Origin of the sequence: Chlorobium phaeovibrioides (assembly GCF_003968655.1) — a bacterium.
Lineage (GTDB): Bacteria > Bacteroidota > Chlorobiia > Chlorobiales > Chlorobiaceae > Chlorobium > Chlorobium phaeovibrioides.
This window is the reverse complement of record NZ_RXYK01000022.1, coordinates 1-16,403: the sequence shown is the minus strand read 5'-3', so window position 1 is coordinate 16,403 and position 16,403 is coordinate 1. Positions and strand designations below refer to the sequence as shown.

At 50.9% G+C, this 16,403-nt stretch carries 9 protein-coding genes; all 9 read left to right on the top strand.

The features are described from left to right. The first annotated feature begins 314 nt into the window (after positions 1-314). The 9 genes from EKD02_RS09320 to EKD02_RS09280 are packed head-to-tail and all read left to right on the top strand — an operon-like array spanning position 315 to position 16,108. Positions 315-1,976 carry a nuclease-related domain-containing DEAD/DEAH box helicase gene (locus EKD02_RS09320; protein WP_126385204.1) on the top strand — a complete coding sequence of 554 codons (1,662 nt, stop codon included), beginning with the start codon at positions 315-317 and terminating at the stop codon, positions 1,974-1,976. 2 nt (positions 1,977-1,978) lie between these two features. Beyond that, complete coding sequence (locus EKD02_RS09315; RefSeq protein WP_126385202.1) at positions 1,979-5,122, top strand: helicase-related protein; 3,144 nt, start codon at positions 1,979-1,981, stop codon at positions 5,120-5,122. Next, on the top strand, positions 5,122-6,933 hold the full coding sequence (gene drmB / locus EKD02_RS09310; protein ID WP_185805738.1) for a DUF1998 domain-containing protein: 1,812 nt from the start codon (positions 5,122-5,124) through the stop codon (positions 6,931-6,933). Before EKD02_RS09315 ends, drmB begins: the two co-directional genes overlap by 1 nt. Before the next feature lie 4 nt (positions 6,934-6,937). Then, positions 6,938-8,089 (top strand): 3'-5' exonuclease, encoded by a 1,152-nt coding sequence (locus EKD02_RS09305; RefSeq protein WP_126385198.1) that lies wholly within the window; start codon positions 6,938-6,940, stop codon positions 8,087-8,089. Next, a complete protein-coding gene (locus tag EKD02_RS09300) occupies positions 8,071-9,825 on the top strand; it encodes a hypothetical protein (protein WP_126385196.1) in 1,755 nt (584 codons plus the stop codon). Before EKD02_RS09305 ends, EKD02_RS09300 begins: the two co-directional genes overlap by 19 nt. A 40-nt stretch (positions 9,826-9,865) precedes the next feature. After that, complete coding sequence (locus tag EKD02_RS09295) at positions 9,866-10,297, top strand: very short patch repair endonuclease (protein ID WP_126385194.1); 432 nt, start codon at positions 9,866-9,868, stop codon at positions 10,295-10,297. Further along, the gene (locus EKD02_RS09290) at positions 10,272-11,516 is read left to right on the top strand and encodes a DNA cytosine methyltransferase (RefSeq protein ID WP_126385192.1); all 1,245 of its coding nucleotides are present in this window, start codon (positions 10,272-10,274) and stop codon (positions 11,514-11,516) included. The genes EKD02_RS09295 and EKD02_RS09290 overlap by 26 nt, the downstream gene beginning before the upstream one ends. Further along, positions 11,509-13,758: an McrB family protein gene (locus EKD02_RS10095; RefSeq protein WP_221762989.1), complete on the top strand. Its 2,250-nt coding sequence runs from the start codon at positions 11,509-11,511 to the stop codon at positions 13,756-13,758. Before EKD02_RS09290 ends, EKD02_RS10095 begins: the two co-directional genes overlap by 8 nt. A 37-nt stretch (positions 13,759-13,795) precedes the next feature. Further along, positions 13,796-16,108, top strand: a complete 2,313-nt coding sequence (locus EKD02_RS09280; protein WP_126385190.1) for a DUF2357 domain-containing protein — start codon at positions 13,796-13,798, stop codon at positions 16,106-16,108. The last annotated feature ends 295 nt before the right edge of the window (positions 16,109-16,403 follow it).

The following is a 16,403-nucleotide window of genomic DNA, read 5'->3' as shown; positions in this document are numbered from 1 at the left end:
GTCTCTGGACTACAGCACTCCTGATGAAGTGTATCGTTCAGGCCAAGGCGGCGGGGCCCACATCGTTGACAAGTACCAGCTCAAGAACGAGCCACAGGAAGAGGTAAATGAACAAGAGGGGCAGCGCCTTTCCGCTGCATAAATAGAGCAGGTTGCCAACTTAAACTCAGGCCCTTTTTGTCTATGGGGCGGGGTCCACTAAACTCAATTAATTTAGTAACTTAATAGAAAACGGAGGAATAGGTCTTTAACGCAGAATCCTGACGCTTGTTGACAGGCATTACAGGCTGGCAATTATCTTCAATACCCGCATCATGGCACGGCTTATACCTGAATACGTATCCCACTGGAACAGCAATGCCGAAAAGAAATTATTCGAGCAGCTCCGGTCATCAGGCCTCGACTCCGACCATGTTGTCTTCCACTCTCTGAATCTCAGCAAGCACCGCTATAAACACTGGGCGGAAGCTGACTTCGTCATCGTATCGCCCAGAGGTGTCCTTGTCATCGAGGTTAAAGGCGGCAGGGTCAGCTACAGCAATGGCATCTGGACGTATACCGACCGTTACGGCCAGGAGAACAAATCAGATGAAGGCCCGTTCATTCAGGCCAAAGAAGCCCGCTACGCACTCGGTCAGCTGCTCCCTGATAAAGTTGGCAGTATGCTCACCGAACGGATCAGCTTCGGATGGGGCGTAGCGTTCCCTGATGTAAACTTCGATGTCCACAGCGTCGAATTCCCGGATGACATCATTTTTGATACGGGCGGCTACAAAGCCGGCTCCATCGGAAACTGGATCAAAAGCGTACAGTTATTCTGGCAGAAGCAAAACGGCAGGGAGCGACCACTGGACTCTCAGGACATCCAACGGATCATTGAGGCATTAAGGCCGGAATTCGACCGGGTTCCCCCTCTGTCCAGAAGAGCCGGCATGGCGCTCGACAGTGTCATCGAACTCACCGATGACCAGTACCGTTACCTCGACCAGCTCTTGGCGCAAAGGCACAACATCGTTGAGGGCGGAGCCGGTTCCGGGAAAAGCTTTCTTGCAGTGGAGGCGGCGAAAAGACTTTCCGCAGAAGACCTGAATGTCCTTTTTCTGTGCAGAAGTCCCGTATTCGCCCGCTTTATTGCCGATAAGCTCCAGAAAGCCGGAACAGATGTGGTCAACTGGGATCAGCTTCTGGAGCGGATCGACAGAAAAACCCTGAGACCGTTTGACATTCTCATCGTTGATGAGGGCCAGGACTTTCTTGATCTGGGATGCCTGAATGTCATTGACAGCATCATCCCCGGAGGGCTGGACAAAGGGAAATGGCTGTTCTTCATGGACAGGAACAATCAGGGGTCCATATACAGGAATTATGACCCTGATGCACTGGAATACCTCAAAAGCGCCGGCATCCCGTTCCCTCTGTATGACAACTGCAGGAACACAAAACCGATTGCGGTTCATACGATGCTGTACACCGGTGGTGATATAGGCAGAAGCAGGATCAGGGGGGAAGGGCTGCCTGTCAACGACTCCACCGTTTATCATTCGAGAGAAGAGCTGATTTCAGCAATTGAAGCACAGCTGGAAAAATGGGCGGACCATGACCAGATAAAAACATCCGAGATCACGATACTCTCGCCGGTGGACAGAAAAAGCTCCGCGATTGCAGGAATCTCTAACCGCTGGGCACGCAAGCTGTTCAACATAGATGAGAACAACGGGGAAAAATGGCCGGAAACATCTCTACCCTTCAGTACCGTCAAAAACTTCAAAGGCCTTGAAAACAGGTTCATCATGCTCATCGACCTCGACAGGCTCCCCGACGGCGCTGAAGGAAGCGCAACGCTCTATGTGGCAATGACCAGAGCAAACGCCTACCTCTGGATGGCAATTCCTGCCGACCGGAAAAAAGCGCTTGACCGGATAAAAGCCGATAACCTCCTCCGGCTGAAAGACTCGACAATCCTTCAAAACACCTGAACATGTCGGACATTCTTGAAGCACGGGAAAAGCTACTGGAATATCTTGAATCCCAGCTGGTCGGACCGGCAGCGGACAATGAAGCGATCCCGAAATGCGATCGCCCCTACGAGCGATATGCAATGGGCGCAATCTTCCCGCGCGGGGCAAGCAAAAAGGCAATCGACACGGCTGAAGACAGCTCCGAAACAGGCGCTTCCGATGAGGGAGAAAACCCCGTAAGTACCGCCTATGAGTTTATGCCATCATCTGTGGGATTATCATTTGTCACCTCCGCAGAGACGGTTGAAGTTCTTATCCGGGGAGCACACTACTCTATCAATGAAGATGATGCATGGAAAAGGACCGTGCTGGCATCAGAAGAATCGCCTGAACTCCATACTCTTTCAATACGCGGTCAAAACAAAAAGGATGTCCTCGGGGGCAGAGCTGATCTCATCTCCACCTGGCGCCGGCTCGAGGGAAGATTCCTCATTACCGTAACCCTCATCAATAACGCCAAAGCAGAGGCAAACGGCAGATTTGATGCCGGCGAGGTTCTCCATCAGGTCGGAATCACATGCACTCCCGTCTCGGGAAGCATCGAGGCATACCCTTCACCCAACAGATACTCCTGGGACGAAGAGGAGGAGGAGCTCGCCCTGATCTATCAGCACAAAAAAACATTCGGTCTGGGCCACGGCTGCTCCGCGCACTGGGAAAAAAGTGAGGGCGCATCAGTCCCGTCAATCCGCACAGAATTCATCCCCCGATATGAAATACCTCCGGTTACCGCAAGCCTGCCTGAAACCCACCCGCTGAAGGACAGCCCTGTTTTTTCCATTCAATTCCTCGCCAGACCAACACCTTTCAAGGAAAAACTCAGCCATCTGGTTGAATTCACCGCGTCATATCAAAAGTGGATAAAGGCACAACTTGCACCCGGGAACATCCCTGACGGCCTGCAGAATGCAGCAGACCGCCTGGGAGAACGGCTCACGCATGCCCTTGGCAGGATGGAAAAAGGCATTGAACTCCTCAAAGGAGACGCAGATGCTCAAACATGCTTCACGCTTGCAAACAGAGCGATGCTGCTCCAGATGATTCACGCCGCAACCGGGAAATACGGCGGTCGGGAAAAGGACCAGGGAACTCCGTATGAAGCGCCGGACATCATGGGCGAAGAGTGGCAACACTTCAGGTGGCATCCCTTCCAGCTGGCGTTCCAGCTCCTGATCATCGAATCAGTCGCCAACAGGAATTCCGAAAACAGGGATATTCTGGATCTGATATGGTTCCCGACCGGCGGAGGAAAAACCGAAGCATACCTTACCATTGCTGCCTTTGAAATGTTCTACCGCCGCATCAAATTCGGCGATGCCGGAGGTGGAACCGCCGTCATAAAAAGATACACGCTGAGACTGCTGACCGTCCAGCAGTTTGAACGGGCAGCCACACTGATCTGCGCCTGTGAAAAAATCCGGGCCGGACAGCCCGATCGCCTCGGAGAAGAACAGTTCACACTCGGGCTCTGGGTGGGAAACAACACCATCCCGAACAAATTCACCGATGCCTATCAGAAATACCTCGGGCTGCTGGAGGAGGAGGTTCCCGAGAGTCCGTTTTTATTGCGAAAATGCCCGTGGTGCGGGACCCGCCTCGTTCCCGTGAAGCATTCGGAGAACACCGATCTGTACGGGATCAGGGCGGATGAAAACAATCTGCGCCTGTTCTGCCCCGAACCCACCTGCGATTTTCATAAGGAACTCCCCGTCAACATCATTGACGAGGACCTGTACAGAAACCCGCCGACAATACTGATCGGCACGATCGACAAATTCGCCAGACCGTCCTGGACAGAGGGTCCGAGAGCGTTCTTCACCGGCGGCCCGACAGGACACCGGCTTCCGCCATCCCTCATAATCCAGGACGAGCTGCACCTCATATCCGGGCCGCTCGGGACAATCGCCGGGTTGTATGAAGCCGCTTTCGATGTCATCATGCAGGCCTCGGGAGGGAACCCGAAATACATTGCGGCCACGGCGACGATCCGGCGGGCAAAAGAACAGGTAACCAGACTGTATGGCCGCGAGGTAGCGGTATTCCCCCCCTCCGGAATGAGTGCAGGCGACTCGTTCTTCTCGCGTGAGGAAGCGTCAGCCACCGGCCGTCTCTATGCGGGAATACTGAGCCCCTACCTCTCGCCAGCAACAGCAAACATCCATGCGTCGGCGGCACTGGCTCAGGGCCCCGTTGAACTTGACCTTTCCCATGGAGCCAAAGACGCTTACTGGACGCAGGTAATCTTCCATAACAGCAGAAGAGAGCTCGGCAAAACAATGACCAAGTGCCTGGACGACATTCCGGCACGCATCAGGGTGATCGCATCAACAGATAATCAGGCCAGAGAGTGTCCTGAAGTCATTGAGATGTCGGCAAACATAGCTGCGGAAAACATCCCCGCAGTCCTCAACCGCCTGAAAGCCGATGCGGATTCAGGGGAAGCCGTCGATTTTCTGCCCTGCACAAACATGTTTTCAGTCGGCGTGGACGTACAGCGCCTGGGACTCATCGTCGTACAGGGGCAGCCCAAATCGACCGCGGAATACATCCAGGTCTCATCCAGGGTGGGAAGAAGCAAAGATATCCCGGGTCTCGTCATTGCCCTGTATCCAAACAGCAAGGCCAGAGACCGCTCTCTCTATGAATCCTTCATCCCCTACCATCAGGCACTGTACCGCGCCGTAGAACCGACGAGCGTCACACCCTACTCGGGACCCGCCATGTCGAGAGCCCTGCATGCGGCCATAGTGATCGTCATGAGAATGTGCGGAGGCCTCTCCGGAAACGAGTCCGCACGTCTTTTTGACATGCACAACACCGAAATCGCTGAATTACTCACCAAGCTCCGGAAAAGGATGCACCGTGCAGCTCAGAACGAGGAAGAAATCGACATCATCTTCGACCGCTGTATCAAGATCTGGACACAAAAGGCGCAAAGCACTCAGAACCTGGTATATGACGCGAGGGGCTCACAAAACTTTTCACCCGTGCTCTCACAATTCGAACCGGGAGTATATCCAAAACCTCAAATTCCCTGGCAGACACTGAACTCCATGCGAAATGTAGATCAGGAATGCCGGGTTCATGTCATGGGAGAAAACTGATGCCCGATCGTTCACTAAAAAAGTCACAGGTCATCGCCCCTTTCGGACCGGGAGCGATCTTTGATTTCGGCAACGAATCATTCGTGGCCCTTGACACCACGAAATGGAGGCAATTCGCATGCAGACAAATAAACCTGCCCCGGCTCGAAGGAATTCTCAGGGTTAACCACTTTCTTGAACCCCCCATTCAAACACTGCGCTACGCAGGTCAGCAGGTAAACACCAACTGGTCGGTGCCCTACATGCGATTCCCGAGGTGGCTGTTCTGTCCTACCTGCCGCAGAATGCGTTTATGGACATACAATGACGAAGAGTCCGGTAAAGAGCCCAGGTGCAATCAATGCGGATCACACTCTAAGCTGGCGCCGATGCGCTTCATGGCCGTATGCGGCAACGGCCACCTGACGGATGTCGACTGGCCACGATGGGCTCATTCCGAATCGAGAACCCGCTGTGAAAATCCACAGCTCATTTTTCAGGTCCATCCGGAACAGGGCGGAGGCCTCCGCTCACTTTCCGTCAAATGCACTACTTGCAACAGCGAAAGGAATCTGGAGGGCATAACAGCACCGGAGGCGCTACACCATATCGGCATCAGGTGCCCTGGGAAACACCCGTGGCAAAGCCACGAACGTGCGGTAAACTGCGACAGCCGGCTGAGGGTGGTCCAGCGAGGTGACAGCAACGCGTATTTTCCTCAGGTCACATCTGCCATAGACATCAGAATAAACGATCAGGACGGGATAAATGACTATGACCATATCAGGGCAACCACTCACTGGCCGACACTTCAGACATTTTACAATAGGGCTACAAACCCCACCCCCGAAGACCCCATACTGGCACCGATAATCCAATTGATCGCAGGTCAGCTCAATGAAGATCCGACAACCGTATACGAAGCATTATCAGGGGAACCGGCAATCGAAACAGACGAGAAGGACGAGCATGATCTTCTGACCAATGAATGGGAGATCCTTTCTAACCCGCGACAGGTTGCAGAAAACGCACCGTTCCGGGCAGAACAATCCGATCTTGACCTCTATGGGCGCACTGTCCCTGAACAGGAAAAAAGAGCATGGGATGCATTCCGTAAAACGGTTGACAAACTTGTACTCGTCAAACGGCTCAGAATTGTCAATGCCCTTGCAGGGTTCAGGCGACTCGACCCGTCAGGAACCCTGACCAGCCCGAGTCTTAACGTCAACACAGGATGGCTTCCCGCTGTCGAAATTTTCGGCGAGGGCCTGTTTCTATCGCTTGACGACAAGGCTCTGACAAAGTGGGAAGAGAACGTCCCACAGAGATACAGAAACGATTTCACCCGGCAGCACGAGAATGCAGGGCTTGACTTCCTTCCCGAACCCACCCCGCGCTTCATTCTGCTCCATACGCTGGCCCACCTTCTGATACGCCAGCTCAGTTTTGAATGCGGGTATTCGGCATCATCACTTACAGAGAGAATCTACTGTGATGACAGCATGGCGGGAATCCTTATATACACTGCCTCATCCGACTCTGAAGGAGCACTTGGAGGGCTCGTCAGGGAAGGAGCTCCCGAACGATTCTACAGCATCTTCAAAACCGCGCTTTTCCGCGCACAATGGTGCTCCAATGACCCGATCTGCTCCGAGATGTCACACCAGGGCATCGGTGGGATGAACCGTGCAGCCTGTCACGCGTGCACACTGATCCCTGAAACATCCTGCCGCTATCTGAACGCGGAACTTGATCGCGCAACCATCTTCGGATCTTCCGATGGCACGGCTCCCGGATACTTCGGAGAATTCATGGAAAACCTAAACTACTGATCCGATGAGACTACCGTCCAGAACAGAGCTGAGCAAGGAGCAGGAACGGATTTTCCTCGGAGCCCCCCTTACGGGCGCAGTGATCATCATCGGGCCACCGGGAACGGGAAAAACGGTGATGGCGGTGTATCGGGCCAAACTCCTTCACAAGTCCGGGAAGAAGTTTCATGTCGCCATGTACAGCAAAGTGCTCCAGAAGTATACGTCGGGAGCCATGACAGAGTGCCACGACAATGTATCCACATGGCATAAATGGATTGAGCGGTGGTGGCGTCAGGCATGGAGGGAAAACATACCCAGACTATCCCGGTATGAGTTTGACTTTCACAAGGCAATCGAAACCTATGCGACATCGACGCCACAGAATCCCGATGCGCTCGACTGGGGACACCTCATCATTGACGAGGGCCAGGATTTTCCGACAGACTTCTATCTGCTGTGTAATTTCATGCTGACACTGCCAAAGTCTGGCAATCCGGCACTGACAATTCTCATCGATGAGAATCAGCGGCTTGATCCGAAAAACAATACATCCATAGAGCAGATCTCTGGAGCAATTACAGAACCGAAGGTATACAACCTGACCGTCAATTTCCGGAATACAGCACAGATCGCTCATCTTGCGGAGCATTTTTATGCCGGATCACAGGCGGGAATTCCTATGCGCCCGGAAGGACGGCAGGGCCCATCCCCTGTTCTCCGGGCATTTCCGACACAAAGAGATGAAATAAAAAACATCATCAATCACGCCCGCCTTAATGAAGACAGAGCCATTGCGGTTTTCGTGCCGACAAGCAGAGCAAGATCGGTATATTACGAGCAGCTTCGAGCAGCTGCCGGAGACAGCATCCTGGTGCAGAATTATACATCGGGAAACCCGGCGATGCCGGAGCTTGACAAATCAGGCAGCATCACCGTATTATGTTACCATAGCTGTAAGGGGCTGGAATTCGATACGGTTTTCGTCCCCGGGCTCCAGTACTGGCCTGTGGAGGGGATCGAGGAGTCCTTCACCAAAATGCGGTTCTATGTGATGAGCACCAGAGCACGAACCATGCTGCACTATTCATATTTCAACTGTAATACGCCACCACCGGCAACCACACTGTTCCCCTCTGAAACATCCGGCATAATCGAATGGAAAAAACAACCATGAACAGCGAGATGACCCTCAGGCCCCCGAAAAGCCTTTATTTCATCACAACGAACAGGAACCTGCTCACCATTCTTGCCGGAGGGGCAATCTATCCGGCGGCTGAAGAGTACAGATACTACCCGGACTCCCGCAGCGACTATAACGGACGCATCATGCTATGGGAAGAGTGCATTCCTGCCGCACTCCGGACACCCCTGCAGGGGGATACGCCGTCAGTGGCGGTCGCACTTGAACTCAGTGTTGAAGTACTTGATTACCTCGGAAGTTCAGCTGCACCGGAATCAGGCAACGCACACAGCACGGAACAACCCGTACCGTTATCCTATGTAACCCGCTATATCTTCCCCGAGCAGACTGTTCTCAAAGATTTTCTTCTGCGCCAGTTTGATGAAGTCCCACTGAACAAGGAACTGTTCTCGGCAGACGGGATCATTCCCTGGGAAACGGAAACGCTCCAGCTTGAGGCTCAGTCCCCTGAAAATGAAGCCCCGAAGACAACCGCCATCGCGACCTCAGAAGGGACTGTGGCGTTGCCGGACCGTTGTGCCGGCGCCATGCTTGCCATCTATAGGCTGGCACCCGCTGCACGACGCGCCGCGCAGCTTACCGGAGCCTTTTATGAAACCGCTATCGCACTGGCTTCCGGACAGCCTCTTTCCGGAAACATGCCCATCCTGACGACAGGAGAACAGATCACCCCTGCCGGGAAAGCTGAGAAATGGCTGCTGGACACCTTTATCGGCATGCTCGGCAAGATCAGTCCCGAAATCGCATTCGACCCGTTCGAGCTTATCGCTGAAATCCGGAAACAGGCGGACACCCCGGAAACGGAGCAGGCAGAAGTGGTTCCCGCCTGGTGTGATCGCGTAAAAAAGATTCTTGATAATGACATAGAGTGCCATGAACTGGCCGATGAGAAAAGCATCATTCAAAGGGCTATCCTGCTGTTCATTCTCCGGCCGGAAATCGGAAGGCTCGAATCCGCCATGGATTCCGCTCTGAAACCGGGACCTGCGGTATACTCATGGGCGGTGCTCTTCGCAGGATTCTATACCGGCGCCGTCCGGATGAACGCCTCATACAAGCACAACTATGAAGTTTATACCGACCTGATCGCCAGACTGCTGCGGGACAGATCCCATGCCCTATCCGAAAAGAAATGGACTCCTCCGGCATTGAACGAGAATCCGGAGAAGAACACCGCATCGGCAAAAGTAGTCATCACGATCAACAACCACCCCGTATTCACACGAGAAATCACGGCAGAACACACGCTGGAGAGAATGTTCCATCTGGCAAAGTCTTTCGGCATTCAGCTGAGCTATTCAGCGCTTCATGATGAGCTTTACCACCCATGGGTGTTTGACAACAAGGACCGCCAGATCATCAGAATCACCATGAACGGCAGGAACCTGAACGGAGAGGAGATTGTCCGGTTCAAATCGCCATGCGGATCATTCAGGTTAAAAAAGGGCCTGAAGCTCGATACTCTCCTGGGGATTCTGGGGCTGAACTACAGAAAGGGGGTTCACTGCAGCTTCGCCTACGACAGCGAACATGGCGAGTTGTTCCTTCTGAGCCATCAGATCGTGAAAACCATGGATGAAGCAGAATTCTTCTCGCATTTGAAGGAAGTCGCAACCCTGGCATATCAGTATAAAACCGGGAAGCTCAACCCTACTGGCAGCAATGCCCCAACTGCCGGGGATAAAACGAATAAACGAAAGGAGAATTAATGCCTGAAGCCTCTGCAGCCGTTACCGCCGGAGTCTGAGGGTGGCAGACAAACTGGATCCGAAGAGCAGATCATGGAACATGAGCCGGATTCGTGCAAAGGATACGAAGCCGGAAATGCAGGTCAGAAGAATGCTGCATGCGGCAGGGTTTCGTTATCGCCTCCACGTGAAGGATCTACCCGGGAAACCGGACATCGTACTGCCGAAATGGAAAACGGTGATTTTTGTGCATGGATGCTTCTGGCACCATCACGAAGGATGCAAGAACGCCACCACCCCCAAAACGAGAACAGAGTGGTGGCTCAGGAAATTTGAGACAAACAGAAAAAACGACGAACTGGCCCGAGAGAAGCTTGAGGCGGAAGGCTGGAACGTCATTGCCGTCTGGGAGTGCGAGATTTCGCAGAAAACCGCAATCGATTCATCATTAAATATTTTCATTACGAATGGGAGAGCTACTCGAAAAGGCTGAAATCGCCTTACTGGAACTCACACAAAAGCACATCACCAATCAGAATGAGCATCGGGCAACAATCCACCAATGGATAAATGCAATTGCATATGACCATGAACTCTATGCCGCAGAGGCAGGGGTCACTAAAGACGACGTAATAAAAGTCTTAACAAAGAACAACCTATACAAGACCAGGTCAGCCTTCAGGAAAAAGTTAGCCCAAGAGACAAACATCACGCCCAAAAATAAAACGACATTTACATTCATAGACTTATTTGCGGGAATCGGGGGGATGAGGCTTGGGTTCCAAGAACATGGTGGATTATGTGTATTCTCATCAGAATATGAAAAGAATGCTCAAGACACCTACCTTCAGAACCATGGAGAAATTCCCTTTGGAGATATAACAGAAATTGCCGCAGAAGACATCCCAGAGCACGACGTCCTAATCGCCGGCTTCCCCTGCCAGCCTTTTTCACATGCAGGGCTAAAACTCGGAATAGAGGACACCCGAGGCACACTATTTTATGATATCGCCAGAATCATGCAGGCGAAACGGCCTAAATTCGCACTGCTTGAGAATGTAAGGGGACTAATAAGCCACGAAAAGGGGGCCACGCTTAAAGTAATCCTGAAGACGTTGACAGATATCGGATATAAATGCAACATCAGTGCCGAGATCATTCGAAACGGGAGTGCAAAAGAAATACAGGAAGAAGCAAAAAAGATGGTATTACGCTCAACAGACTTCGGGGTACCACAAAACAGGCAGCGGATTTATATCATACTGTGGCGAGACATAGCCATTTCAAAATTTAATTACCCAACGCCATCAATGCTACCCACCAGGGTCGGAGACATACTCGAAGAATCGAGCCAGGTCAGCAAAAAATACACCATATCAAACAAACTATGGGCTGGTCATAAAAGGAGAAAAAGAGAAAACAAACTTAACGGCAAAGGCTTTGGATACTCGTTGGTCAATGAAGAATCCCCTTATACAAACACTATTTCCGCACGCTACTATAAAGATGGCAGTGAAGTACTTATAGATCAAAAAAACCTTAACCCCAGAAAAATAACCCCTCGAGAGGCAGCAAACCTCCAAGGATTCCCGCACAACTTCATACTTAGCGCATCTGATGTACAAGCCTATAAGCAATTCGGAAACAGCGTCACAGTGCCCGTGATTTCAGCACTTGCCAAAGAAATAAAAAAACCGCTAGAAGATGCTTAAAAACTACATAGAGCTCGCGAAAAGAACAAGGGAAAGATTCAGCGCGATCTCACAATGGCCTGAAATTCATTTTGGCCAAAGCGACAAAGAAAAGATAAAAGCATTAAATGCTGACATCATATTTGTCAACTCATCATCCATACAGGTCAGGGCAAGCGAAAAAAACCACTGTATTGTCCCAAGCCAATACATTCTCTATGCAATCTGCATCAAGCCACTGGCAATTGAAATCAAAAAACACTTCGATCTTCTAGACACCTATAGACAGATGTCCCCAAGCGCTGAAACCCCACAGCGCATTATTGACAAAAACCTTAACATATCAAACCTAGGTCTAGATGAATACAGCAAGAAGCTAGCATTCTTTCTTTTTTCTGACGGATCTTTAGGCGCCAAAAGCTTTATTAATGGTGCCGACCAAAAAAAACACATCCGACCTTCGACCGACTGCTTCACATCAGTGGTACTCACAGTCATCAACACCCCGAATGCCAGTTCTGCGATCCTCGGTGATATCATCTACTGGCTTACTGCTGCTCCAGAAGTCTACGCGTACCTTGAGCATAAATTTTTATCACTTATCCCTGGGAACATAATCTCTGAAGCCAAGATCACTGACTTCACCAGAGAAATTTTTACTTTTTTATACCAATACGACAACCTTAATAAGATCAGTCACCTGATTAGCAAAAATAGTGACTCAAGCTATACATCCATCAAGGGAAATGAACTGACTCTTACAAGTATCTTCAAAACATCTAAAAGTTTATTGTCCGAATCCGAACTAAGTATGTCGGGGTTGCTCCGATTCCACAAAGAGCCACTATTCATTCTCAATGATGAATTCTGTTACCTCTCAACCCAATGGACAAATGACCGAGATAGAAGGCTTGACCTTCAGTCGCTCATACAAATACTCCAGAAGCACTATCCGGAATTTGTATGTACAATATCCGATGAGGGATTCAGGTTCGCCCCTAATCGGGGGGCGAGTCTCTCTCCAGTGATTGACTCACGACAGTTTTCCGTTTTGCCTAAGCCATTCCTGCTCCTTGCAGGAATTTCAGGAACTGGCAAGACACGGTTCGTCCGGCAACAGGCTGAAGCCTCTGCCACGAGATACAGCCTACCTGGCGCAACTAATTATTGCCTCATTCCCGTTCGACCTGACTGGCACGAGCCTTCAGACCTGCTGGGCTATGTTTCAAGGATATCACAGGACGGACATCCGCGCTACATCGTACCTGAATTCCTGAAATTCATTGTATCAGCATGGCTGCACTCTGTCCAGAATGCAGATGAAAACCAATTCACACTTCGTGATCCTGACGGCATCGCGCCCTACTGGCTATGCCTTGACGAAATGAACCTAGCTCCTGTAGAGCAGTATTTTGCCGACTACCTATCCATTCTTGAAACAAGAAACTGGTCAGATGGGCAATACTCATGCGATCCTCTATTAAAACCCGGCGTCCTCTCAAGACAACTTGATGAAACAGGACTAAACGATTTCTGGGAAAAGGTCGATCTTGACGGGCCTGATGCCTTAAGCTCCGGGCTCAGAGCATATTTCCTGAAGAACGGCATTCCGATCCCTCCGAACCTGATCGTTGCCGGAACTGTCAACATGGATGAAACCACACACGGATTCTCGAGAAAAGTGATTGACCGGGCACTGACGATCGACTTCAATCACTTCTTTCCGAATGATTACTCGCAGTACTACGAGAAAGACAAAAAACACATCAACAAGACCTTCCTTTATCCTGCGCTATCCGAAATACGGGAAAAATCCGAACTCAGCAACGTCCCCGCCGACCCTGAGGGAATAAATACGCAGGAGTTTCTTGACTCGGTTAATACCGTCCTGAAAGGAACGCCCTTCGAACTGGCATACAGGGCGCTCAACGAGGCGCTGCTCTTCATCCACAGTTTCACGCCAACAGACGAAACTGAGCTGCAGTCAGCCTGGGACGACTTCATCATGATGAAGCTCCTGCCGAGAATTGAGGGAGATTCCGATAAACTGGGCTACCAAGACGGATCCAGCCTCCTGAAAGCTTTAATGGTCGTACTCGTAGAGAAGCTTCCCGTGATCTGGGGAGAAGATTCATTACGCCCCGATCTTTTCCGTGAGACGCTCGACGGGAAGCCCGTTCATATACCTTGCAGGTCCAAACAAAAACTCGAATGGATGCAGAAACGCCTAGAGAGAGATACGTTCACATCATACTGGCCATAGACCCTATCTCCCAGCGAAACGACACAGCAGCCTGATTATGCCGGAAGTTCTTGTCATCGAAACCGCCTACTGGTCACTCAGCGTCTGGACAAAAGAGATCGAGAAGCCCCGCAAACAGTTGCTCGCGACTCACCAGGCAAGAGGGAACCCGCTACCGGAAACCTCACTCCGGTTCTCCCCCGCTCTGGCCTATCCGGTTATTCGGAGCGAAACGGGTGAAATACCCGTTCTCGACACGCAGGAAAACATTCAGTTACCGAAACCCGTCTTTTTCGAAAACCGAACCTATGAGTTCGAGTTCCTCTTCTCAAAAGATGTTACCGATACAGCTATCATACATCCGTCCCTGTCGGTTGAAAGTTCGTTCCGCCTGACGCGAGGTTCGCTCAGGGGCGGAATAAACTTCGGGAACGACATCGGCTGGTTCAGGCTAGGGATTCTGTTCTGGGCTGAAGAACATGAAATCACACAACACATCTCCTTTGAAGTACTTCCGCTGAAAATGGATCTTCAGCACGACTTCAGGATCATTCATGGTGAAATTGACCGGCTCTACCCTCTCTGGCGTTTCTCGATAGCAAAAAAAACCGTGCAGGAGTTCAACCTGCAACGACGACCACACGAATACTTCCCCCTGCTCTGGCTCTCTCTTTTCAACACATTCAGGATCGAACTGCTGAACGCAGTTAAAGTCATCGTGCGATCACCCCACTCCCGTCTGATGCCGATAATCCGCCATGCCAAGCCGGAGAGCATCAGAGGGAGGATAAATGCGCCGCTTGAGGAAAAAATCAGAGCTGGAATACTGCAAAATGATAAGCCTTGCCGATACAGGCTACTCGAGCACCGGCTGAGTGTCAATACGCCCGAGAACCGCTTCGTCAAGATGGTTCTCACTCAATGCAACAGAAAGCTCAAGGAATTCAAGAAGAAGGCGGTTGATGCAAACGCCTCATATGGATACGAAAGACTAAGCGACTCGTTTTTCAGGGAAATCGACTTGTGGCAGACTGAATTAACACAAAGGCTTACCGACCCCCTGTTCCGAGAAGTTGGTAACGATTATGACGGGATGCCCTATGAATCGATCGTCCTGCACCATAAAACAGGCTATGCGAAGGTCTATAAAATATGGCAGCAGCTCAAACTCTATATGGAATTCTTCGGGCGCGAGTCCGAAATCTCAGTCAAATCGGTTGCTGAACTCTATGAAATCTGGTGCTTGCTTGAAATTCGCCGACTGTTAAATGAACTCGGCTTTGAAGAGGAGGTGTTTCGCAGTGCCGATCTTGTTAACAGCGGTGTTGAAAAACGCCTCAGAAACGGACAGGGAACCGCATTCAATTTCACAAGATCTGACGGGATAAAAATCCGGCTTGCACACGAACCCCTTTTTCCTGTCAACAACAAACAGCACCATCGTGAAATCATTTCATGGACAACGCCCCAGAAGCCTGACATCCTTCTTGAAGCGGAATTCACTGACGGGGGAAAAATTTTCTGGATTTTCGATGCCAAATACCGGATAGATCCGGAAAACCGCAACCATGACAGCATCCCCGACGACGCCATCAACCAGATGCACCGCTATCGGGACGCACTCATTCACATTAACGATAAACCAGACGGCAAGGCACCACAAAGCCGGCCTGTCATCGGAGCATTTGTGCTCTATCCGGGACTATTCGCTGAAAAGACAGGAACGAACCCTTACTTTACCGCAATCAACGCAGTCGGAATAGGAGGGTTCCCCCTTCTGCCCGGAAGAGAAAACCTCTGGCTGAAAGAATTCCTTACCGAAAAGTTCAGCGACCCGAAAATCAGCAGTCTGTACAGGAGACCCGATACGGATGATTTCCTGCTGCATGAATCCGTCAGAATCCCCCCTACTGGCCTCACCCTGTCCCGATACAGCGATCTGACCCTGGTGGCAATGGCAAAAAACAAAGCTCCGGAATACAACAAACGATTCAGGAATGGAACCGCCCGCTGGTACCACATGCCCGTTGAAACCTACGGCAGGAAACTGGCTGGAGAGAAAACCATACGGGAAATAAGGCACTGCGCCATATACATGTATGATCCGGAAACAAAAGAGCGGAATCTCGAATTCATCTACGATGTCCAATCGGTAAAAAAGATCTGCCGCTTAGAACTGAGCGAAGAACAGGCGGGAGATACCGAAAAGAACAATAACGGAAACTACTGGCTTTTCGAGCTCGGACCGTCAAGGCGAAGGGAGATGCCTCTCGATCTACCAGGCGCCCGTTTCCTTCTGACCGGCCTTACAGACATCCTCAGGGCAAATGACTGGAATGAACTGTCCAACCGTCACCAGGTGTCATCATGAAGTCCCTCCAGACGCCGTTTCAAATCCTCAAAATCCGAAACCGCGCTCTGCTGCCATCCTGAGGACCCTACAAAAGAGAAAAAAGTGGGCGGCATAGTAAAAAACTCGATACCATTCTGAAACCCATCCTCGAAATTCTGGTTGAGAATGGGACATTACCGAAATGAAATGCTCCCCAAAAATAGGACAGCTGGTTAAATTGGCTAAAACCCTTAAACCCAGCAGTCAGCATGAAGCAGAAGCGCAGAAAATTCAACCCCGAGTTTAAAACCAAAGTCGTTCTTGAAGCTCTCAG